23 protein-coding genes and 2 tRNA genes are annotated in these 23,517 nt (G+C 36.9%); all 25 read right to left on the reverse strand.

Annotation, left to right across the window (positions count from 1 at the left end; translation table 11 throughout):
• Positions 1-402 precede the first annotated feature (402 nt).
• On the reverse strand, positions 403-1,902 hold the full coding sequence (lysS, locus tag SB773_RS26460) for a lysine--tRNA ligase (RefSeq protein ID WP_002009709.1): 1,500 nt from the start codon (positions 1,900-1,902) through the stop codon (positions 403-405).
• A 160-nt stretch (positions 1,903-2,062) separates the two neighbouring features.
• Positions 2,063-3,061, reverse strand: a complete 999-nt coding sequence (gene dusB / locus SB773_RS26465) for a tRNA dihydrouridine synthase DusB (RefSeq protein WP_002009708.1) — start codon at positions 3,059-3,061, stop codon at positions 2,063-2,065.
• 23 nt (positions 3,062-3,084) lie between these two features.
• The gene (locus SB773_RS26470; RefSeq protein WP_002009706.1) at positions 3,085-3,288 is read right to left on the reverse strand and encodes a helix-turn-helix domain-containing protein; all 204 of its coding nucleotides are present in this window, start codon (positions 3,286-3,288) and stop codon (positions 3,085-3,087) included.
• On the reverse strand, positions 3,240-3,755 hold the full coding sequence (gene folK / locus SB773_RS26475; protein WP_002130229.1) for a 2-amino-4-hydroxy-6-hydroxymethyldihydropteridine diphosphokinase: 516 nt from the start codon (positions 3,753-3,755) through the stop codon (positions 3,240-3,242). Before folK ends, SB773_RS26470 begins: the two co-directional genes overlap by 49 nt.
• Positions 3,752-4,114 carry a dihydroneopterin aldolase gene (gene folB, locus SB773_RS26480; protein WP_044444397.1) on the reverse strand — a complete coding sequence of 121 codons (363 nt, stop codon included), beginning with the start codon at positions 4,112-4,114 and terminating at the stop codon, positions 3,752-3,754. Before folB ends, folK begins: the two co-directional genes overlap by 4 nt.
• Complete coding sequence (gene folP / locus SB773_RS26485; RefSeq protein WP_410593150.1) at positions 4,115-4,975, reverse strand: dihydropteroate synthase; 861 nt, start codon at positions 4,973-4,975, stop codon at positions 4,115-4,117.
• A complete protein-coding gene (gene pabC, locus SB773_RS26490; RefSeq protein WP_016119042.1) occupies positions 4,950-5,822 on the reverse strand; it encodes an aminodeoxychorismate lyase in 873 nt (290 codons plus the stop codon). Before pabC ends, folP begins: the two co-directional genes overlap by 26 nt.
• On the reverse strand, positions 5,816-6,403 hold the full coding sequence (gene pabA, locus SB773_RS26495; protein ID WP_002130225.1) for an aminodeoxychorismate/anthranilate synthase component II: 588 nt from the start codon (positions 6,401-6,403) through the stop codon (positions 5,816-5,818). The genes pabC and pabA overlap by 7 nt, the downstream gene beginning before the upstream one ends.
• A 5-nt stretch (positions 6,404-6,408) precedes the next feature.
• Entirely contained in the window at positions 6,409-7,806 is a 1,398-nt protein-coding gene (gene trpE, locus SB773_RS26500; protein WP_044444394.1) for an anthranilate synthase component I, read from the reverse strand.
• Between the two features lie 223 nt (positions 7,807-8,029).
• Entirely contained in the window at positions 8,030-8,953 is a 924-nt protein-coding gene (gene cysK / locus SB773_RS26505) for a cysteine synthase A (RefSeq protein ID WP_410593153.1), read from the reverse strand.
• 117 nt (positions 8,954-9,070) lie between these two features.
• Positions 9,071-9,946, reverse strand: coding sequence for a redox-regulated molecular chaperone HslO (gene hslO, locus SB773_RS26510; RefSeq protein WP_002009693.1), 876 nt, complete (start codon positions 9,944-9,946; stop codon positions 9,071-9,073).
• Between the two features lie 6 nt (positions 9,947-9,952).
• Positions 9,953-10,741: a type III pantothenate kinase gene (locus SB773_RS26515; protein WP_002009692.1), complete on the reverse strand. Its 789-nt coding sequence runs from the start codon at positions 10,739-10,741 to the stop codon at positions 9,953-9,955.
• 221 nt (positions 10,742-10,962) lie between these two features.
• A complete protein-coding gene (gene ftsH / locus SB773_RS26520) occupies positions 10,963-12,864 on the reverse strand; it encodes an ATP-dependent zinc metalloprotease FtsH (RefSeq protein ID WP_002091565.1) in 1,902 nt (633 codons plus the stop codon).
• 85 nt (positions 12,865-12,949) lie between these two features.
• Positions 12,950-13,492, reverse strand: a complete 543-nt coding sequence (gene hpt / locus SB773_RS26525) for a hypoxanthine phosphoribosyltransferase (RefSeq protein WP_002124550.1) — start codon at positions 13,490-13,492, stop codon at positions 12,950-12,952.
• A complete protein-coding gene (gene tilS / locus SB773_RS26530) occupies positions 13,489-14,919 on the reverse strand; it encodes a tRNA lysidine(34) synthetase TilS (protein ID WP_002107305.1) in 1,431 nt (476 codons plus the stop codon). Before tilS ends, hpt begins: the two co-directional genes overlap by 4 nt.
• 203 nt (positions 14,920-15,122) lie before the next feature.
• The gene (gene spoIIE, locus SB773_RS26535) at positions 15,123-17,594 is read right to left on the reverse strand and encodes a stage II sporulation protein E (RefSeq protein ID WP_410593158.1); all 2,472 of its coding nucleotides are present in this window, start codon (positions 17,592-17,594) and stop codon (positions 15,123-15,125) included.
• Positions 17,595-17,854: 260 nt separating this feature from the next.
• Positions 17,855-17,926, reverse strand: a tRNA-Glu gene (locus SB773_RS26540).
• A gap of 13 nt (positions 17,927-17,939) precedes the next feature.
• Positions 17,940-18,013: transfer RNA gene (locus SB773_RS26545), tRNA-Met, on the reverse strand.
• Between the two features lie 159 nt (positions 18,014-18,172).
• Positions 18,173-18,658 carry a S1 domain-containing RNA-binding protein gene (locus SB773_RS26550; protein WP_002009683.1) on the reverse strand — a complete coding sequence of 162 codons (486 nt, stop codon included), beginning with the start codon at positions 18,656-18,658 and terminating at the stop codon, positions 18,173-18,175.
• Positions 18,659-18,745: 87 nt separating this feature from the next.
• Entirely contained in the window at positions 18,746-19,105 is a 360-nt protein-coding gene (gene divIC, locus SB773_RS26555; protein ID WP_404485952.1) for a cell division protein DivIC, read from the reverse strand.
• Positions 19,102-19,755, reverse strand: coding sequence for a spore cortex biosynthesis protein YabQ (yabQ, locus tag SB773_RS26560; RefSeq protein WP_002091573.1), 654 nt, complete (start codon positions 19,753-19,755; stop codon positions 19,102-19,104). The genes divIC and yabQ overlap by 4 nt, the downstream gene beginning before the upstream one ends.
• The gene (gene yabP, locus SB773_RS26565) at positions 19,752-20,060 is read right to left on the reverse strand and encodes a sporulation protein YabP (RefSeq protein WP_001059101.1); all 309 of its coding nucleotides are present in this window, start codon (positions 20,058-20,060) and stop codon (positions 19,752-19,754) included. Before yabP ends, yabQ begins: the two co-directional genes overlap by 4 nt.
• A 58-nt stretch (positions 20,061-20,118) precedes the next feature.
• A complete protein-coding gene (locus SB773_RS26570; protein WP_002009677.1) occupies positions 20,119-20,394 on the reverse strand; it encodes an RNA-binding S4 domain-containing protein in 276 nt (91 codons plus the stop codon).
• A gap of 14 nt (positions 20,395-20,408) precedes the next feature.
• Positions 20,409-21,869 (reverse strand): bifunctional methyltransferase/pyrophosphohydrolase YabN, encoded by a 1,461-nt coding sequence (yabN, locus tag SB773_RS26575; protein ID WP_002009675.1) that lies wholly within the window; start codon positions 21,867-21,869, stop codon positions 20,409-20,411.
• 12 nt (positions 21,870-21,881) lie between these two features.
• Positions 21,882-23,483 (reverse strand): putative polysaccharide biosynthesis protein, encoded by a 1,602-nt coding sequence (locus SB773_RS26580; RefSeq protein WP_131247855.1) that lies wholly within the window; start codon positions 23,481-23,483, stop codon positions 21,882-21,884.
• Positions 23,484-23,517: the final 34 nt, after the last annotated feature.

The raw sequence follows: 23,517 nt of genomic DNA on the forward strand, positions 1-23,517 counted from the left end.
AGTTAGTTTGTCTAGCATCTAAAAATAAAAATTGACGTTCACGTTGTTTGTTTCGTTCAGTTTTCAAAGAACTACTTAGTCGCTCATTTGCGACTTCCTTATGTTAACATCTTCATTTTTCGATGTCAACTAAGTTTTTCAATTTCTTTTTTGTCGTTTTCTGCGTTTCCGCATCAGCGACGGTTATTAATATATCATGTAGAAAAACGAAATGCAATAGTTTTTCTAATAAAATTTTTAACTTAGTAAAAAAGCATAAAAACAGCAACTTTCTTCTATATAAGTATAGTTTTTTTAATCTGGCATCCACTTAACGAGCAATAATCTCGCTTTCCTTTTAATAGAAGGTTTCTCTCCCCTCAAATAAAGAAATAAAAAAAGCTTTGGAGAAATCTCCAAAGCTTAGTCTTGTTTATGGCGCATAGCTGGGAATAATAGTACGTCACGAATGGATGGTGCGTTTGTTAATAACATAACAAGACGATCAATACCGATTCCTAACCCACCCGTAGGAGGCATACCGTACTCAAGAGCTTCGATATAATCATCATCCATCATGTGAGCTTCGTCATTACCTTGCTCGCGCTCTTTTAGTTGAGCTTCAAAACGTTCTTTTTGATCGATTGGATCATTTAACTCAGTGAATGCATTTGCATGTTCACGCGCAACGATAAATAACTCGAAACGATCTGTGAATCGTGGATCTTCGTCATTCTTTTTCGCAAGTGGCGAAATTTCTACCGGATGACCGTAAATAAATGTTGGTTGGATTAATTTATCTTCTACTTTTTGTTCGAAGAACTCATTAATAATATGACCAACTTCCATTGTATTCTTAATTTCCACATTATGTTCTTTTGCAAGTTCACGCGCTTCTTCTACACTCATTGGATTCCAGAAATCTGCTCCAGAGTGTTGCTTAATTGCATCTACCATATGAAGACGTGTCCATTCTGGCTCTAGATTAATTTCATAATCACCATATTGGATTGTTGTTGTACCCAATACTTTTTTCGCGATATGAGCAACCATATTTTCTGTTAGTTTCATAATATCATTATAATCAGCGTACGCTTCATATAATTCAATCATCGTAAACTCAGGGTTATGACGAGTTGATACACCCTCATTACGGAATACACGGCCGATCTCATAAACCTTTTCTAATCCACCCACAATAAGACGTTTTAAATGAAGTTCAATTGCGATACGCATATATAATTCCATATCTAACGCATTATGGTGTGTAGTGAAAGGACGAGCAGACGCTCCACCTGCAATCGCGTGCATCATAGGCGTTTCCACTTCAAGATAACCGTTGTCATCTAAATATCTTCTCATTTCACGAATGATTTTACTACGGGTAACGAACGTTTCACGGCTTTCCATACTTGTAATTAAGTCCAAGTAACGTTGACGATAGCGTTGTTCAACATCTTTTAATCCATGGTATTTATCCGGTAATGGACGAAGGGATTTCGTTAAAAGTGTAAATCCTATTGCTTTTACTGAAAGTTCTCCAACGTTTGTTTTGAACACTTTACCTTCAATACCTACTAAGTCACCTAAATCTGCTGTCGTAAATAACTCGTACTCTTCATCTCCAACAGTATCTTTACGAACATAAATTTGAACTTGCCCCTGTAAATCTTGAATATGCGCAAATCCCGCTTTTCCTTTACCGCGTTTTGTCATAATACGACCAGCGATAGAAACAGTGATTTCTTTCTCTTCTAATTCTTCTTTAGAGAATTCTCCATATAGACTTACTAAGTCGGTTGTTGAATTTGTGCGTTCAAATCGTTTACCGAACGGATCGATTCCTTGCTCACGTAAATTATGTAGCTTTTCACGACGAACAAGCAATTGGTCGTTTAATTCTTCGTGGTTCATGTTATCCATGATATTAATATCACTCCAGCTCTATTAATTTTTACAATATATACAGTATAGCATTTTCTACTCAACTAGAAAAACTGCCAGCAACTAACTGGCAGTTCTTCTTTCTTTCACGTAATTATAGGAAGTGTATAGAAGAATGTCAATCTCCTATGCCCCCTTATTAACCAACATAAATTGTTTGTTGTTTCGCTTCTACTTCTTCTACAAATGCACCTAATACATTCGCAAGGTCCTCACGTGTGTCGCAAGTATTGATACCATTACGCACACTCGCATTACCACGAACACCTTTTAAATACCAAGCTGCATGCTTTCTCATCTCTCTTACGGCAACATTTTCGTTCTTTAAATCGATAAGACGATCTAGATGCAACATACATACATCAATTTTCTCACGCACTGTTGGTTCCGGCATTAACTCACCTGTCTCTAAATACTTTACCGTACGATAAATCATCCACGGATCTCCAAGAGCAGCGCGACCAATCATAACACCATCTACACCAATTTCATCAAGCATACGCTTTGCATCTTGTGGTGTTTCGACATCACCATTTCCGATAACCGGAATATTTACAGCCTGCTTTACTTGTTTAATAATATTCCAATCCGCTTTACCTTCATACATTTGTACTCGTGTACGCCCATGAACAGCTATCGCTTGTCCACCAGCACGCTCAACAGCTCTAGCATTTTCTATTGCGAAAATATGTTCTTCATCCCAACCAATACGCATTTTAACTGTAACTGGCTTTTCAACAGCATCTACAACCGCCGCTACCATCTCATATATTTTATTTGGGTCTAAAAGCCACTTTGCTCCTGCATCACACTTAGTGATTTTCGGTACTGGGCACCCCATATTAATATCAATAATGTCTGCTGTCGTATATTTATCTACGTATTTCGCAGCATCTACAAGAGTTTCTTTCTCTCCACCAAAAATTTGTAAACTTAATGGCTTTTCTCTCTCATCGATATATAACATATCTAATGTTCTTTTGTTATTAAGTAATATTGCCTTATCACTTACCATTTCAGCACAAACTAAACCTGCACCAAATTCTTTTACCGTCAAACGGAATGCAGAGTTACACACTCCCGCCATCGGTGCTAGTACAACTGGATTTTTCATCTCAATATTTGCAATCTTTAACACCCGACTTACTCCTTCCTTTACGGTCACTTTGGCATCAATTCGTCTATTGAAACGTTTAATGTTTTAGCGACTTCTACTACAAAATCTTGGGAAGGTGATCTATTGCCCCTCTCAACTTCACCTAAAACCGATACAGATACCCCTAATTCTTTCGCAAAACCTTCTTGCGTATAGCCTTTTAGCTTTCGAAAAGCACGAATGCGTCTTCCCCATTTTTCTGCTTCCATACCGTTACTCCCTCTCGCCTTTTCATTTCTTCTACTTGTGAACGTGAAATGTTTTGTTTTATATCTTGATTAATCTCTAACAACGGAACGATAACAAAAGCTCTTTCGAACATCCGCGGATGCGGAACAATCAGATTCTCTGCTTCAATATTTTCTTGATTATATAGTAAAATGTCAAGGTCGATGGTCCTCGGACCCCATCTAATTTCCCTTTTTCTTCCTAGGTCATTCTCTACCTTTTGTGTTACTTTCAATAATTCTTGCGGTGATAAATTGGTAGAAATTTTTATAACTAAATTTAAAAAGCAATTTTGGTCAGTATAGCCAACCGGATCAGTTTCATATACAGACGAAACATCATCAACTTGGATATGCTGGTTTTTATTTAAAAACTGAATTGCTTCAGTTAAATAAGTATAACGCTCCCCAATATTGGAACCTAATGCAATGTACGCTATATTATTCATGGACGTTCTCTCGTAATTTCTACCGCTACAGCACGATAATGTCCCGGTATCGGCGGATCCGGTTTAATTACCTTAATTGTACACTGTGAAATACTCTCATATTGTTTCAATATATCTGTAGCGATATTTTCAGCGATACTCTCTACAAGCTTATACGTTCTACCTTCAACCACTTTTCTACATAGTTCGAAAAGCTCCCCGTAATTGACAGAATACTCTAAGTCGTCACTTTCTCCTGCACGTTTTAAATCCAACTCCACCGTTAAATCCACTTTAAATCTCTGACCCAATTTATTTTCTTCTGGGAATACACCATGATAACCGTAAAACTCCATATCATGGATATAAATTTTATCCAATTACTTTGCCCCCTTACCAATCATCGCGTCCATCATCTTAGCCATACGCGCCATTTCTTTCACATCATGAACACGGATAAACTCACAGCCCTTTTCAATACCAAGACAAACGGTAGCTCCCGTTCCTTCAAGACGTTCCTCCACTGGCAAATCTAACACATGGCCAATAAAGAACTTTCTTGAAGTACCTAAGAGAACTGGGTAACCCAGTACATTTAACTGTTCTAAATTACGCATCGCTTCTAAATTTTGCTCAGGTGTTTTCGCAAAACCGATACCTGGGTCTAAAATAATATTCTCATCTCGCACACCAGCATCTTTAGCAATTTTAATACTTTCATACAAATCAGCAATCATATCGGCCATTAAATTGCGGTAATTCATATTATCTCGGTTATGCATTAAGATAATGGGCACATCATAATAGGCTGCAACTTCAGCAATCCTCGGTTCCGCCTTCGCTCCCCAAATATCATTAATAATATGAGCACCAGCTTCAATCGCTTGTTTCGCAACCTCAGCTTTATACGTATCAATAGAAATAGGTAGCTTTACTTCTTTTGACACTGCCTGAATCATTGGAACAACTCGCTTTATTTCCTCTTCTACTGAAACTTTAGCGAAACCCGGGCGGGTAGATTCGCCGCCAATATCAATAATATGGGCACCTTCACTTTTCATTTCTTTCGCATGTCGCACCGCAGCATCTACTTCGTTGTAACTCCCACCATCAGAAAATGAATCTGGCGTTACATTTAAAATCCCCATAATTAATGTCTTTTCATTTAAGTTCAATGTATATTCGCCGCAGCGCAAATCATAATCCCACTTCAAACTACACATCTCCTCTTCGCAATTCATTTCTGCTCCACAATTTCTCTCTCTGCACTCCATAAAGATCCATAAGTCTTTTTGTAACCACTCCCACTTTACCCGGGAAATCTTTCTCCTCTATACGATAAAGGGGGACAATCTCTTGAATAGAGTTCGTTACGAACACTTCATCCGCTGAAAGCAATTCATCTTTTGTAAAGAAACCTTCCTTTACTTCTATATCTAGCTCTTCAGCAGCCTTTATAATAAATGCACGAGTGATTCCGTTTAAAATCCCTGTTTCTAATGAAGGAGTATATAAAATATCTCCTTTAACAAAAAAGAGATTCGAAACAATACCCTCTGCAACATAACCTGTTTCGGTAAGAAAAATACCTTCCTTATTCACAACATTTCCAATTTCGCGTTTCCCTAAAATATTATTTAAATAATGATGGGACTTCAAGCGAAATGCACCCTCTGGTGTATTTCTCACTTGTTTTAAAATAACTCCTTCTTTTTCCACTACATTCCCTGGAGATGCTAAAGGTTTTATAAAAACAATAACAGACGGTTCTTCATATACTTCCGTTTGTAATCCTATTTCATCTATACCCGCCGATACATTTAAGCGCACATATGCATGCTTTAACCCATTCTTAACAAGTAGATTCTTTAAAATAAGCATCACTTCATCTTTTGTCATTGTCCATTTGATTTGCAATATATCGAGCGCATCCATTAAGCGTTCATAATGATCATCCAATAAAAAGGGATGACCATTATAAATACGAAATGTCTCAAAAACCCCAAGTCCATATAGGTAACCGTGGTCATAAGGAGAAATTTTCGCTTCACTCGCTTCTACATACGCGCCATTTACGTAAATTAACACGATGTCACACTTGGGCTATATTTGCGAATGAAATTCTGTAGCAATTCTTTCCCGTGAGAAGTCATAATAGATTCCGGATGGAATTGTACCCCTTCAATCGGCAACGTTTTATGACGAAGCGCCATAATTTCACCTTCTTCAGTCCAAGATGTTATCTCTAAACAATTCGGTAACGTCTCTTTTTTAACGATAAGAGAGTGATAACGTGTCGCGGTAAATGGATTTGGGATATCAGAAAAAATCGTCTGCCCATCATGATGCATTAAAGATGTTTTTCCATGCATCAAACGCTCTGCCCTGACAACATCCCCTCCAAATACTTGCGCAATTGATTGATGTCCAAGACAGACCCCAAAAATCGGAAGCTTACCTGCAAAATATTTAATAACCTCCATACTGATTCCCGCCTCATTAGGACTACATGGACCTGGCGAAATCATTAAAAAATCTGGTTTCATATTCTCAATATCCGAAATAGTCACTTCATCATTACGCTTAACAACAAGCTCTTGTCCAAGTTCTCCAAGAAACTGCACTAAATTAAATGTAAAAGAATCATAATTATCAATCATTAATATCATTTCTCTCACCTAACCGTTTCTTCGCTACTTTCTTTTGCACGCCATAAAGCGATTGCTTTTTTTAACGACTCTTTATATTCATTTTTTGGATTTGAATCAATTACAATACCCGCTCCAGCTTGCACATGCGCTTGTCCATCTTTAGCAAGTAGTGTTCGGATTATAATATTCAATTCCGTATCTCCAGAATAACCAATCCAACCAATTGACCCTGTATAAATTCCTCGGCGAACAGGTTCTAATTCTTCAATAATTTCCATCGTACGTATTTTCGGGGCACCGGTAATTGTCCCACCAGGAAATACAGCCTTCACCAAATCGAAAGCATCTTTATCTGCTTCCACCTCACCACGCACATTAGAAACAATATGCATAACGTGTGAGTACTTTTCAATTACCATAAATTCATCTACTTCAACAGTGCCATATTTACAAACCCGGCCCAAGTCATTTCGTTCTAAATCCACAAGCATTACATGCTCTGCTCTTTCCTTTTCATTTTCAATTAATTCTTTCGCTAATTCTTCATCCTCTTGCTCACTTGCTCCTCGAGAGCGCGTACCAGCAATCGGTCTTGTACTCACTTCTTTTCCTTGCTTTTTAATTAGCAATTCAGGCGAAGCACTAACAATTTGAAAATCTCCAAACTCCAAGTAACCCATATATGGAGATGGATTAATTTCACGAAGACTTGTATATATTTCTAGTGGATGTGTTTGTAATGTTCTTTCTTGTCTTGTCGACAAGTTTACTTGAAACACATCACCCGCTCCAATATATTCTTGAATACGTTCAACGGCCTTCATAAAGCCCTCTTCCGTAAAAGCGACTGCTTCATTTTTCTTTTCAGGAGATTCAAACGGCATAGTCACTTCGGGGGCTTCTTTCATCCAAAGACCCTTCCATTCATTTAATCGTTCTTCTGCCTCTTCACACTCATCTACATAATGCGTAATAATCCATAATACTCTCTCCTGTTGATCATACACAAACACGTCATCAAATAACAAAAAGAATATGTCAGGTATATTAATATCATCCTTCGCAAGAGAAGAAAGTTTTTCAATATAACGGATACAATCATAACTAAAGTATCCAATTGCCCCACCTTGAAAAGGTGGGTACTCCGGATTATAATCCGTTTTCCATTTCTCCATATACGCTTGCATTAAATCTAACGGATTCCCTCGCTTTATTGTTTCCTTACCACTTTCACTTATATGTAACGTCTCATTCTTACCCTGAATTACCGCTACTGGATCCAGCCCAACAATATTATAACGACCACCACGTCCACTTTCTAACAAAATATGTTGCGGCTTATCCTGAGAAAGAAATTTATATTGCTTAAAGAAATCTAACTGATATGGAATAGAAAGCGCTAAAGATTTTCTTCGTTGCATATCAACACCCCGTCTTCTGTTATCCCACCCTCTTAAGCCAATCAAATCAAACTACATAAAATTATTTATATAGAGAATGATTATACTTGAGGGCTAGTGAAAATAAATTAATTATACTACTTCTTATTTTACATGAAGTTTTCTAGTCATTCACTCTTTTCCTTTTTCCAATCAAAAAAGAAAAAGCATCCTTTTTTAAGGATGCTTTTCAAATCACATTCACTTATGACTCAAATTGATAAAGTGGTGTACTTAAATAACGTTCACCGTTACTTGGGATAATAACAAGTACCTTTTTCCCTTTACCTAATTTCTTCGCAACTTCTGTCGCTGCATAAACGACTGCTCCCGAAGAGATACCAACTAAAATACCTTCTTCTTTAGCCACTCTTCTCGCATATTCGAACGCTTGCTCCGTTTTCACTTGAATAATTTCATCATATACCTCTACATCCAATGTCTCCGGAACAAACCCCGCTCCAATTCCTTGGATCTTATGTGGTCCTGGCTTTCCACCAGATAATACTGGTGAATCCGCAGGTTCTACCGCGTAAATTTTGATATCTTTATAAGCCTCTTTCAGCACTTCACCGACACCTGTAATTGTTCCACCTGTACCAATACCTGCGATAAAAGCATCTAATTGATCCCCCATCTGTTCAACAATTTCTGGACCTGTTGTTATACGATGGATTTCTGGATTCGCTTGATTTTGGAACTGTTGTGGTATAAAGTACCCATGTTCTTCTGCTAATTCAGTTGCCTTTCGAATTGCTCCGCCCATTCCTTCAGGTCCTGGAGTCAATACTAATTCAGCACCGTAAGCGCGTAATAAATTACGACGCTCAATACTCATTGTTTCTGGCATTACTAAAATTGCCTTATATCCTTTAGCAGCTGCTACCATCGCTAAGCCAATACCTGTGTTACCACTTGTCGGCTCAATGATTGTATCGCCCTCTTTTAATAATCCTTTATTTTCAGCATCTTCAATCATAGCTAACGCGATACGATCTTTAACACTGCTCCCCGGATTCATAAATTCTAATTTTAAGTATACATCTGCGCTGTCTGATTCTACGATGCGGTTCAACTTAACGATCGGCGTTTTCCCGATTAATTCTGAAACTGATTGTGCCACTCGCATTCCTGTCACTCCTAACACCGAGTATTTTTATTGGTTTTATCTATATTTAGATTTTGTCAGAAAATTCCCTGTTTGTCAATCTATTTGGGCGGCTGATTCTCCACCTAAACTTCTTTATTACAGCTTCTCAATTAGACTTGTAATATCTTCTTTAGCGAATTTATGTCGTTCATTACAGAAGTGACAGTGAACTTCCGTCTCTTCTTCTTCTGCACGAATTTGTTCTAACTCCGCTTTACCTAAACTAATTAGCACACTTTCAATACGCTCACGTGAACATGTACAATTAAATTGAACATCCATTGTTTCTAGCACTTTCACTTTATCTTCTCCAAGCACTTCATACAGTAATTCTTCTGGAGAAAGACCTTGTTCGATTAATTGTGATACCGGCGGGATTTGTTGAAGACGCTCTTCAATAAATGAAATTGTTTCTTCCTGCGCACCTGGCATAATTTGAAGAATGAATCCACCCGCCGCTAATACGCTATCATCTCCATTTACAAGAACACCAACACCTACAGAAGAAGGTGTCTGCTCAGAAACCGCGAAATAATATGTGAAATCTTCCCCTAGTTCTCCTGAAACAATGGGAGATTGACCAATAAACGGTTCACGCATACCGATATCTTTAATTACCGTTACAAATCCTTCTGTACCTACCGCTTGATATACACGTAATTTTCCTTGTTCCGTTCCTTCAAAATCAACATGCGGATTCGTTACATAACCACGTACATCCCCATTTGCATGAGCATCGACTAAGATAGGACCAATCGGGCCGTTACCCTCTACTTTAATCGTTAACTTCTGCTCGCCTTTTAACATAGCACCCATCATTGTACCCGCAGTTAAAGAACGACCAAGTGCCGCTGAAGCTGTTCTCCATGTATCATGACGCTTTTGCGCCTCACTTACTGTATTTGTTGTACGTACACTATAAGCACGAACCTCTCCATTAAACGCTAACGCTTTTACTAAATAATCTTTCATACTTATTTATTCACCCTTCTCATGTTGTAAATTTGCATTACGCTCATATAACATATACAAACCTTTTAACGTTAAAAACGGATCTACAATATCAATTACATTTGATTCTTCTGAAATTAATTTTGCTAATCCACCTGTTGCAATAACTTTCGGTTCTTGCTTAGCTTCTTCCTTCATACGCTTAACAATACCTTCCACTTGTCCAACGTATCCATAAAGAATACCTGATTGCATTGCACTTACTGTATTCTTCCCGATAACACTACCCGGTTTTGTAATTTCAATACGAGGAAGCTTTGCTGCCCTGCTATATAAAGCCTCTGCCGAAATCATAATTCCTGGCGTAATGACGCCACCCATATAATGCTTCTCTTCGTTAATATAACAATATGTAGTAGCCGTACCAAAATCAACAATAATAAGCGGACTTCCATATAAGTGGATTCCTGCTACTGCATTTACAATTCGGTCCGCGCCTACTTCACGTGGATTTTCATATTTAATATTCAAGCCAGTTTTTATCCCAGGCCCCACTACAAGCGGTTTAATTTTAAAATACTTTTCACACATACGCTCTAAAGCGAACATAATTGGCGGTACGACTGAAGACACAATAATACCTTTCACATCTTCAAAAGAAAGACCTTCATGCTCAAGTAACTGCTTTACAAGCATCCCATACTCATCTTCTGTTTTATGACGATCTGTTTCCATGCGCCAATGCTGACGAAGTTCTCCCTCTTCAAACACACCTAGTACCGCATTTGTGTTCCCTACATCCAATACAAAAATCATATTCTCACCACTTATCTTATTTAATCTATATTTGCGCAGTATGTATAAAACTTATAAAAACATCATATCACACATACTTATATAATCATTTTTTCTATACTCATCATTGTACAAAAAGATTACTCTCTATTTCAATTTTTAATAATAGTTTCATTCAATTTTTTTTGCCACTTAAATTCATTCCACAAAAAAAAGGAGTGACTATTGTCACTCCTTTTTTCTTACTTATCTTCTGTATCTTCATCGTCTTTCTTCATATTGATGTTTACTTTCACATCATCTGAAGATGTTGGACGCTCAGGTAATCTGCCATAATCATATAAATGATTAATTTGCTCTGCATCTAATGTTTCTACTTCAAGTAACGTTTTCGCGATAATATCAAGCTTATCTCGTTTTTCAGTAAGAATTTGTTTCGCACGAGCATAACAGTCTTTAATAATTATTTGCATTTCCACATCAATTTCATGCGCGATTGCATCACTGTAGTTTTGTTCTGAATGGAAGTCTCTTCCTAAGAATACCTGACCACCTTGTGAGCTACCAAATTGCATCGGTCCAAGCTTATCACTCATCCCGAATTCTGTAACCATACGTCTTGCAATACCAGTCGCACGTTGGAAGTCGTTGTGAGCACCTGTACTTGCTTCACCAAATACAATCTCCTCAGCTACTCGGCCACCAAGTAAACCAGTGATTTTATCAAGTAACTCTGGTTTTGTCATGAAGTAACGATCTTCCTTCGGAAGCATTACCGCATATCCACCAGCTTGACCACGAGGGACAATTGTTACTTTATGAACGATATCTGCTTCATCAAGGACAACACCAATTACAGTATGGCCAGCCTCATGGAATGCAACGATATTACGTTCTTTTTCAGAGATAACGCGACTTTTCTTAGCTGGACCTGCAATAACACGATCCGTCGCTTCATCGATGTCACTCATATCAATTTTCTTCTTATCTTGACGCGCAGCTACTAAAGCAGCTTCGTTTAATAAGTTTTCAAGATCGGCACCAGAGAATCCTGGTGTACGAGTTGCAATTGCTCTTAAGTTGACATTCTCATCAAGCGGTTTATTACGAGCGTGTACCTTAAGTACAGCTTCACGACCATTTACATCTGGACGATCTACTGTAATTTGACGGTCAAAACGACCTGGACGTAATAACGCTGGATCAAGAATATCAGGACGGTTTGTCGCAGCGATGATAATAATACCTTCATTTGCACCGAATCCATCCATTTCAACAAGCAATTGGTTCAACGTTTGTTCACGCTCATCATGACCACCGCCAAGACCCGCGCCACGTTGACGTCCTACTGCATCAATTTCATCAATGAAAATGATACAAGGAGCATTTTTCTTTGCATTTTCAAATAAATCACGTACACGGGATGCACCGACACCGACGAACATCTCTACGAAGTCAGAACCACTAATAGAGAAGAACGGAACGCCTGCTTCACCTGCAACAGCACGTGCTAGTAAAGTTTTACCTGTACCTGGAGGTCCCACTAATAGAACACCCTTCGGAATACGGGCACCAACTTCAGCGAACTTACGAGGGTCTTTCAAGAATTCAACTACCTCAACAAGTTCTTGTTTCTCTTCATCCGCTCCAGCAACATCTCTGAAACGAATTTTTTTCTTTTCATCATTGTATAGCTTCGCCTTACTTTTCCCGAAGTTCATAACACGGCTACCGCCGCCCTGAGCTTGGTTTAATAAGAAGAAGAATAAAATGAAGATAATGACAAACGGAATGATAGAAGTAAAGAATGTTACCCAAGCACTTGTTTCTTCTGCTGGTTGATACTTAACTTCAGCCCCTTGCGCTTTATCATTAATTTTCTTTTGTAATTCCTCAGTATTTGGTGCATAAGTAACAAATTGTTCTCCTTGGCTAGAAGTCTTGAATTGTCCCTTTACCTCAAACACACCATTTTTCGGTTGAAGCTGCACATTACGCACTTCACCTTTTTCAAGTTGAGTAATGAATTTATCGTAGCTAACTGATGTCGTTTTTTGCGTCGAACCATTAAAATAGCTCACGATTCCAATTACTACTAAGAATATCAGTAAATAAAAGATGGTATTACGGAAGATACGATTCATTCCTAACCTCCTCTCACGGCATAAACACTATAGTAAATCGTAACATAAAAAAAATTTCCTATACAATTGTAACGCCTATATTTAATTAATTTGAGTAAACACTTGGTTTTAATACTCCTACATAAGGAAGATTACGGTACTGCTCTTTATAATCTAATCCATATCCTACAACAAATTCATGAGGAACAGTAAATCCAACATAATCTGCTTTCAGATCAACCTTACGGCCTGTTGGCTTATCTAATAAAGTAACAATTTTTACAGATTTCGCTTTACGATATTTAAACAGATCCACTAAATAGCTTAGTGTAAGACCGCTATCAATAATATCTTCAACGATTAAAATATCGCGACCTTCTACCGAAGTATCAAGATCTTTTAAGATTTTTACTTCGCCTGTCGAAACTGTAGAGTGACCGTAGCTAGATACAGCCATAAAATCCATTTCAAGATATGTATCTGTTCTCTTTAATAAATCTGCCATAAATGGCATTGCACCCTTTAGTACACCAATCGCAAGAGGTACTGTATTTTTGTAATCCTCTGCAATAACTGCACCTAGTTCGTGCACCTTTTCTTGTATTTGTTCTTCAGAAATTAATACTTTTTCGATATCTTGATTCATCATTTCATTATCCTCCCGGAAGACTCCTTGCTTTTGTAGTGAATAATCATGTATTTACCCTTCTTTGCTAGCTCTTTCGAAGTAGCAAACGCAGATCGTTTCAACAAGGGTACCCAAATAATATTTCCACTTGCGTCACAAACGATCGGCCATTCTTCTCTTTTTTCTTTTGGTACTTTCGCTTCGATAAAAACAGCTTTTATCTTTTTTGTACCATCCATACCTTGCATTGACATGCGATCTCCATTTTCCCTAGACCGAATACGAAGTGGATACGATATATCATTATACTTAGCAACAAATACTGTTTCATTCATGTTACTCGGTATATCTTCGCTCACCTCTGTTACAAGTTTATCCCCATTCGGCAATATAATTGTCCCAGGTACTGATAAATCTTGCGAAAAAGGAGAAACAATTTCTTGTTTAAATCCAAAACCACATTCTTCGTATGTGCGAACAATTTTCAAACCACCTGGAAAATCTAGTGAACCTGAAGGTTGTGCCCGCTTAAAAAATTCAATCACCTTGTCAATATGTATAGAAGAAAGCGAAGATGGAATCTTATATTCATAAAGATAGTTTAATATTAGTTGAATCCCTCTTCTTTGTAAAGGCATAGACATGGATTCAAAGGCAGGAATTGATAAGCTAATTTGTTTATCGCTTTTTTTTGTAATTACTTTATTCATTTTCTCAAAAGCTAATTCCTGCAAATAAGCCTCATCCTCTTGCATCTGCACGCTAAATTTTTGAAATTTCTCATGCATTTGTGGATTTTCTTCTTTCAAATAAGGAAGGACATATTTACGTAATCGATTCCTTGTATATACTTCTTTTTTATTACTCGGATCTATACGCGGAATAACTTTTAATTTATTACAGTAATCAACAATTTCTTCCTTAGTTACCCCAAGTAACGGCCTAATTAAATATCCATTATGAAAAGATCGCTTCACTGCAATTCCTGCGTATCCTTTCGGAGTACTCCCTCGTACAAGGCGCATTAAAATCGTCTCTACTTGATCATCTCCATGGTGACCAAGAGCTACATATCTCGCATCATATTTCTTCATTATTCTTTCCAAAAATGCATATCTGCATTCTCTAGCTGCAACTTGTGCATTCATTCCATATTGCTGTTGATATTGCGACACATTAATCCTTAGCGTTTCACAAATAACTCCTAGCTCTTTGCAGAGACCCTGTACAAACTGTAAATCCTCATAAGATTCATTACCTCTAAACATATGGTCCACATGTGCTACTACAATTTCTAGCTGTTTTTCTGCCCTTTTTTCTAACAAATAATATAAAAGAGCCAAAGAGTCAGGACCACCAGAAACCCCTACAACAATTGTTGAATGTTTCTTTAATACATCATGCTGCTTTACAAAGTCATCTACTTTTTCAACAAATGCATCTTTCAACTTCGCAATCACCTTTCATTAAACAAGAACAACAACATTAGTTACCTTGTATATAATGGTACAACTTTTACAAACATTGTGCAAAAAAAAGATGTACAAAATCCATATTTTTATCTTACATCCCTCCTGTATATTTAACAAAGTAATCACATTACCTTTTTAATCAAAAAAACCTAGGCATCTACCTAGGTTTTTTGATTATTTTATTGCGCCTGCATTCCTACTATTGGAATCGTAGCCCACTTCGGCATATTTTTCTTTACTTTCGCCACCACAATAGTCATATCATCATTTATATAACCATCACCAGAGCGAATTACTTCTTCCATAATAATATCAGCGATTTCCTGTGGGTCCTCTGTTTGTAGTTCTTTAATTTTACGTTTTATCCATAATTCGTGATTCTCCACATGTTGCGCTCCCTCAAAGATGCCGTCACTCATCATGATAAGAAGATCACCCGTTTTTAATTGCTCACCAACCACATCAACTTCAACATCTTCAATGATTCCCATCGGCAAATTACTTGCCTCAATTTTCAAAATATTATTTCCGCGTTTAACAAAACTCGGCGTCGATCCAATCTTTAAAAACTTCGCACTCGCATCCCGTAAATCTACCATAGCCAAGTCAAGCGTTGTATACATCTCCTCTGTCGTCCTTAAAGAAAGAATCGAATTGATGGACTTAATCGCTATTTCTTCATCAATACCTGATTGAAGTATCTTTTGTAATAATTTTACCGTTTCCCTACTCTCCATATGAGCCCTTTGTCCATTTCCCATACCATCACTAATCGCAAGTGCATATTTACCAACGCTCAAATCCATCATCGCGTAGGAATCACCTGAAATAAACCCACCACCTTTTGCAGCTGTGGCCAATCCTGTATCAAGAGAATATGTCTTCGCTGAACCAAATGATATTAAACTGTGCCCATTTGGATATGAGGATTTCTCTTCATGCTTAACGACGATATTCTCTTTTAAAATATCTGAAAGCATTGGAGCAACCAACTTCTCACATTCCCCATGTTCATTAGATGCAGCCGGAATCAACATTTCAATATCAATACTTCCTCTATCTAAACAATAAATATCAACATGCTCCACTTCGACACCAAAATCACGAAACGCTTGTAAAATTTGCTCCTCCTGCGCTTGATGGTTCTCTCTTTCTCGTTGTATCTCCTTAGCGAAATCCTCCATCACTTTTGATACACCTAGTAATTGCTCCGCTACAATTCTACGATTTTCCTTCATTTGTTTTCTTAATTTCTGCCCCTCATAGAAGTGATCTAATTCACCTGCTACTAAATCCGTTACTTTCTTCCCTCTCACACAATGCTTGTCCCATTCACGAACTAACTTCCGATTATGCTGCAGCGTTCCTTCTTCTGTTCCACTCATTATTTGTTTCATATAATCGTATGTTTTATCAAAATTAACTACCCAACATTGATCCTTCTTAAAGCATGTTTGACATGTTTTTGCAGTAATTGTACTTAAAAATAAATCAGCTTCTGTTTCTTTATCTTCCTCCTCCACATACCCGTATACAGAAAAGCTATTAGACAAAGCAGCAAATACATTAGCAAATTGATTGATTTTGTTTGCTGTAACATCGCGCACTCTTCTTAAATATTGTTGTTGATCCTGTGAATGTTCCTGTGTACCCGGCATAAATTTAGCAATACGATCCATAACAAGCTTCGGTGTTAATAAGAAGAAAACAATCGCTACACCAGATTCAATTAAAGTTGTTACAATACTTGTTTGCTTGTCTACATATAATGTAATTAAGCTTGTACCAATTAATAAACCTAAACTAACTCCTATACGCTTCCCTTCTTTTAACAACCCCCCAAGCAATCCTGAAAAGGCAAGGAGACTAAGTTGAGACAAGCTCGCCACATTTGCTAAACTTAATATTAACCCAGTGACAACTCCTACCGTGGACCCTGTAGCTGCCCCTGCAATAAAGGCAAATACTAATACTAAATATCTAGTGAAAATATGTTGAATAGAAGCATCATAAACAAACCAATCCGTTGTGCCCGTTAAAACAGATGCTAGTAATATAATTAAACAAACAATTTCTTCTGTTTCTAACGCTTGTTGCTTCCCTTTCCTTTCCACTAAAAGCGGAACACTTTGTAAAAATATCATCGTTAATACGAAGCTAAGCCCCGCTTCGATCGTACTGACGAGCAGATCATACATGGTGACGGTTTGCTGTGCAAAATATACAACAACTAAATGTGCGGTTAATGCGGAGATAAATACTTGGAATGGTACAAGTCCAACAGTTTTACGTGTAAACCGACTAAAGAAGATATTATAAATAAAGAAGGTAAAGATAGATGCAAAAGTAAAAAATAAATTATCTATTGAAACTGAAAGTGCTCCCCCCATTAGGGCTAAGAACGCGAGCGGCATTTTATCTCGCTTCATAACATAAACAGCAGCAAAAAACGGCAATGCAAACGGTAAAATGTTTGTTAATATATATGCTCGTCCCAAAAGAAAACCAATAACAGCAATAATGAATCCCCATCTAAAGAAAACTTTTTCAAACTTCATTCGCAACTTACTCGTCCACTTTATTGTTCCAAGCTGACTTTCATTCATCGCCAATGCACTTGTATTCATAGTATTCCTTCCTGCTTTAGGCATATTTTTAACACCACCTGCATAGTTTAATTACTATTATTATAAAAGATGATTATTGGTTTTTTTGTCAAAACAACAGTTTTGACTTTTATAATCGTTCGACTTTTTATTCGAAATAAATCTACATATATACATAGTATTTAATTTATTTAAAGTGAGTTGAAAGAATGTTCAGAAAATATAGGGTGATTTTGTAGAAGTATTGTACGTCTTAATTTATATTTAACAAAAAAGACCATGCAAATTTGCATGATCTTTTTAGATGACCCGTACGGGATTCGAACCCGTGTTACCGCCGTGAAAGGGCGGTGTCTTAACCACTTGACCAACGGGCCGTTAAATTAAATATAGCGGCGGAGGGGATCGAACCCCCGACCTCACGGGTATGAACCGTACGCTCTAGCCAGCTGAGCTACACCGCCATGTCGTCGTATTTAACGGACAATTAGTATATTACATCAGATATATTTTAAAGTCAATACATCTCAAAAACTTTTTTAAAAATATATTCTCTCACATAAAAAAGTACCCGAGTAATTACTCTGGGTACCTCTCTATATGTTAAGAATTAAACGGACTTATTATCCGCGACGTGCGCCACGGCCACCACGTTTAGATTCTGTGTTACGCTTTAAAGAAGTTAAACGATCTTCACTATCTTTTAGAAAGCGTGCCATCTTTTGCTCAAATGTTTCTTTTGGAGCTCGTTCGTTACCGCCACCGCGGTTATCTCTGTTGGAAGAACGATTATTACGTTGTGGACGTCCAGAACGTTGTTGATCACCACCACGTTGGTATTCACCGCGTGGACGATCTCCTTCTGTTTTTTCACGTTCTTTCGCTTTCTTAATAGATAGGCCAATTTTGCCATCTTTTTCAACATTGATAACTTTTACTTCTACTTGGTCGCCTACTTTTAAGTGATCGTTAATATCTTTCACATAATTATCAGCAACTTCACTAATATGAACAAGACCTGTTAAGCCTTCTGGCAGCTCCACAAAAGCCCCAAAATTTGTAATACCTGTTACTTTACCCTGTAACTTGCTGCCTACCTCGATTGACATAAAAAAAATGCTCCTCCTTAGTGGTTAAAAAGTCAAATTTTACTTTATTATATATAATCCTAAAATACAGTGTCAATAAGACATACTCTACTTAGAAACAGGAAAAATTATCTCCCCTTTTCCGGAGAAGAAATAATCCCTTCTAGCAATCTTTAAAACGTACTCTTCATCATTCAACTTTTGAACTTCATCTTTTAGATTCTTTTCTTTTTTCGTTAATGAATCCAGTTCTTTTTTCATGTCCTTAACTTTTGCTTCTTTTGCTTTAATGGAACTGTTTTGTTGATAAAACGTCACACTAATACTAGCAATAATTGTAAAAGAAAAGACAAGAAAAACCGCTAAACGGCGATAAAGTCGCTTCCTGTTCTCATCCGTTTGTATTATATGTTCTTTAACAGGATTTGGACTCTGTTTGTCGATTGTTCTTTGTCTCAGTTCCCTCATTTCCGAGGTCCCCCTAACTTCTTTTTTATACGCACCCATAATTGGAAGATATGTCCCTTCAATTTTGCTACATATTGCAGGAACCCTACATGCTTCATTATAAAAAGTTTAACACGATTAGGGAGAAGTTTCCATATGAGCGAAGCAATAAACCGAACAGGCGAGAAAAAAACTTTCCATATGAAAAGTAATATCCAAATCACCATTTTCCATAACACATGTCCAATTGAAAGCAGTATACGAAATAAGAATAATATAAATGCAATAAATAGCTGTGCTATAATAATAACAGGTTTTATCATGAGTAGCTGTATAATTCGAACAAAAAATTGTGTTGTTTGTACAAAAATATAGATGAGAAAATTTAACATCTTCATGTATAGTGCTTTCAATAAGCTTTGATATGCTGCAAAACCACATAGTAACGCCAAAAATACATATATACGTAGTTCGGCTTCATTTACACGCAGTAATACATAAAAAACGAATAATGCTTGGACAATCCAAAATAGTATATCATGTATAAATACAAGCCAACGTTTACGCTCTTGGCGTTTTAAAAACCGTTGGTATGTATCTAAAGAAGCACCAATCCAAGCACCCATTCCAATCATCGAAAGCATTGTATACAACTGAATTGTTAGGCTCATTTAAACAGCTTACTAAAGAAGCCTTTAGTTTTCTCCCCTTGGTTCTCATCAATATACAGCATTTCATGAACTTTCCCTTTAATTGATACAACACCCTTTTCTACATCTAAATTCTTCATTTGCAAATTTTGACCACGAATTGTTAAAAAACCCATTACAGTCTCGAGTAAAAACTCTTCGCTATCAAAACTCTCTACCTGCTTTACACCGGTAATATCAATTACACGCCTGCCACGCATAATAATATCATGCTCTACCGAAACATTTTGTTGATTAGAAGACATAGGTGAGTAACCATTATTCACGAAAATCCCCCCATAGCTTTATACTAGCTAATAGTAATGTATGAAGGGCTAACCTATTTTAGAACAAGCCTTCTTCCGCTTTCACCTTTTCCTCACGAACGAGACTATACATGTTTGCTGCATCTTCTTTTTTAGTTGTTTCTTTCAATTCATTTACTTTCACAGTTACTATTTTTTGCCCGAAACGAATTGTTAATTCATCCTCTACCTTCACATCTGAACTCGCTTTTGCCACTTGGCCATTAATCGAAATTCTTCCTTGGTCAGACACTTCTTTTGCTAATGTTCTTCTTTTAATTAAACGTGATACTTTCAAAAATTTATCTAGACGCATATCAAATCCCCCTATTAACGCTCTGTTTGTTTTGCCTCTTCCCATAAAATATCTAACTGTTCTAATGATAAATCTTGCATTTCCTTATTCATTTCAGCTACTTTTGCTTCCATGTATAAAAAGCGATCCATAAATTTCTCATTAGTTGAACGTAACGCTTCTTCTGGATCTAATTTATAATGACGAGCTATATTCACAAATGCAAATAGTAAATCACCAAATTCACCTAGCATCTTTTTCTCATCCATGTTTACAACTTCTTGTTGGAATTCTTGCCATTCTTCTAAGGCCTTCTCTATCATCGGCTGCACATCAACCCAATCAAATCCAACCTTTCCAGCTTTCTTCTGAATTTCATAAGCACGCATTAGTTGTGGCAAGCTTTTTGGAATACCCGCTAAAACAGATTCTTTCACGAATCCCTTTTCTTGTTTTTTAATTTCTTCCCAATTTGCAATCACTTCATCAGCATTATTTACATCCGTATCCCCAAACACATGCGGATGACGACGAACCATTTTCTCAGCTAAAGTCCGAATAATATCATCTATAGAGAACCAACCTTCATCCTCTCCAATTTGGGCATGAAGCATAACTTGTAATAATATATCACCTAGTTCTTCTACTAAATGATCATCATCCTCTTCATCAATTGCTTCTAGCACTTCATACGCTTCTTCAATTAAGTATTTCTTTAAAGATTGATGAGTTTGCTTTTTATCCCATGGGCAACCATTCGGTCCACGAAGATCAGCAATAATTGCTCTAAGCACATCAAACTGCTGATATAAGGACGCACGTTCCTTAACTGGCGGTACATACACACTCGTTAAATTATTTAATTCTGTTTCGTGATCTAACATGTATAACGATACCTTTTTCACTTGCTCGAATGAAGTCCCTGCAGCTGTTACGATATACACTTCGTAATCATCTGGCAAAATCTCCATTAACGTTAGCTTCACATCTGAAGCAACGAATGCATCATACACTTGGCAAAAGATTAAATGTTGACGTAATTCTAATTGTCCTCTTTCAAATGATGTAGCATCAATTAATTGGAACCCTTCAATCGGATCAATTTTTAGACTTGCAAACATCGGATCAAGGAAACTTTGTCCACCTTCAATTCGCACTTCAATATTTGCTGCTTCTCCTTTTTCCAAAAGTAGCTGAACTGTTCTTTCTGCTACAAGCGGATGACCTGGAACAGCATAAATAATTTCTGCGCCTTTAGCTTGTTCTAGCAATGTATTCGCAATTGTTTCATATACGATTTCAAATGTATCATGTGCCTCATATACATTATCAAAGGCCGTATACTTTATAGCTTCTTTCTCCAATTCTTCTATAACTGGGTGCTCCTTCGTTCTAACAAACATATGGTCTGCTTCTTTTATCTTTCGATATACACCCATCGTTAACTGATCTAACTCACCAGCACCTAATCCTAAAATAGTAATGATTCCACTCACAACCAGTCACCTCTATCCACTCTTCTTCAATGAACCTTCTTTTTTCTCTTGTTTCATAACGGTTCCTAATTCTTCTTTTGTAAATACACGTAATTTTAAAATTAAAAACATATATGCTAATCCACCGATAGCTACACCTAACAGCGCTTCAAGCGTCGCAATTCCTCTATGTCCTGTATCAATTACTAATCCGGACATTCGTAACATACGCATAAAGATTATTAATACAAACCCCATACCGATACCACTAATAGCTACACCTAACATATTCCGCCTATTAATAAGCGTCTCCGATACAGCTCGCATAAGTAACACACTATTTAGCAAGGCAATTACAATAAGCGCAACTAAAGTTGCAATTGCAGCTCCCTTTACACCAAAATACGGCATTAATATATAGTTTAAAACTAACTTCAAACAACCTCCAAATACAACGAATATTGCTGGTTTTAATGTTTGTCCCACTCCTTGCAAAATGGAAGCAGTTGTAATTGACAATGAACTAAATAAAATAGATAAAGATAAAATCGATAACACATCTGATCCATCACTATTTTCAAACAACATAATATTTGTAGGTTGAATAATACAAGTTAATCCAATAGCAGCTGCAGATCCAATAACAAATGTTATTTTCATTGCTAACTTTACCTTTTCTTGAATAAATGAAAGATCTCCTCTTTCTTTCGCCGCTGTAATAATAGGAATAAGTGACAATGAGAAAGAAGTTGTCACAACAGTACCTAATTGCATAAGTGGGATACTTCTATCATAAACACCTTTTAGTACCTTTGCATTTTCAACTTGCTCTCCCGCACGAATAAGCAAAGTATACAAGGAAATAGAATCCGCCATTTGTATAAAAATAAGGACTAAATTACTAACACAAATCGCTAATCCCTGCCAAAAAAGGATTCGAACAATCCCTTTTTTATTTCTAATTCCCTTCCATCCTTTGAAGAAAATAGCATGGAAATCATGACGCATATAAAGTAAAAGTACGATAATCCCAATAAGCCCGCCTGCAATTGAACCTAGCATGGCACCCGCACCAACTGTATATAAATCAAATCCATGAGCAATAAGGAATAGTGATAAAAATACAATAATAGAAACACGAATCGTTTGTTCAATTACTTGCGAAACAGCCGTCGGCATCATATTATTGAATCCTTGAAAATATCCTCTCGCTACAGATAAAAATGGCATTAGTAGGAATGAAAACGAAATAACGCGTAATAATTTATCTAAATGTATATCGCCCATAGCCGATGCAATTGTTTCGGCCCCAAAGAATAATGTGAAAAACCCTATAAATCCAATTCCTAATAAAAACCAAAAAGATACACAAATAATTTCTTCTGCTTCTTTTTGTTTTCCTCGTTCTAATCTTTCTGCGACCATTTTTGAAATAATAATGGGAAACCCATAAGTAGCTAAAATCAAACAAAATCCATAAAACGGATAAATTTGTTGGTAAATATAAAAACCAACATCACCCGCTATATTTTGATATGGAATACGGTAAAAAGCGCTTAATACCTTCGTAACAAAACTTGCGATTGTTAATATAATAGCCCCACGCCAAAAGGCTTGGTACTTCTTCGCTTCCATACAAGAAAACTCCTTTTTCTATTCTCACCCCTCG

The sequence above is a fragment of the Bacillus sp. SIMBA_074 genome (assembly GCF_046534555.1).
In the GTDB taxonomy this organism is placed as follows: domain Bacteria; phylum Bacillota; class Bacilli; order Bacillales; family Bacillaceae_G; genus Bacillus_A; species Bacillus_A mycoides.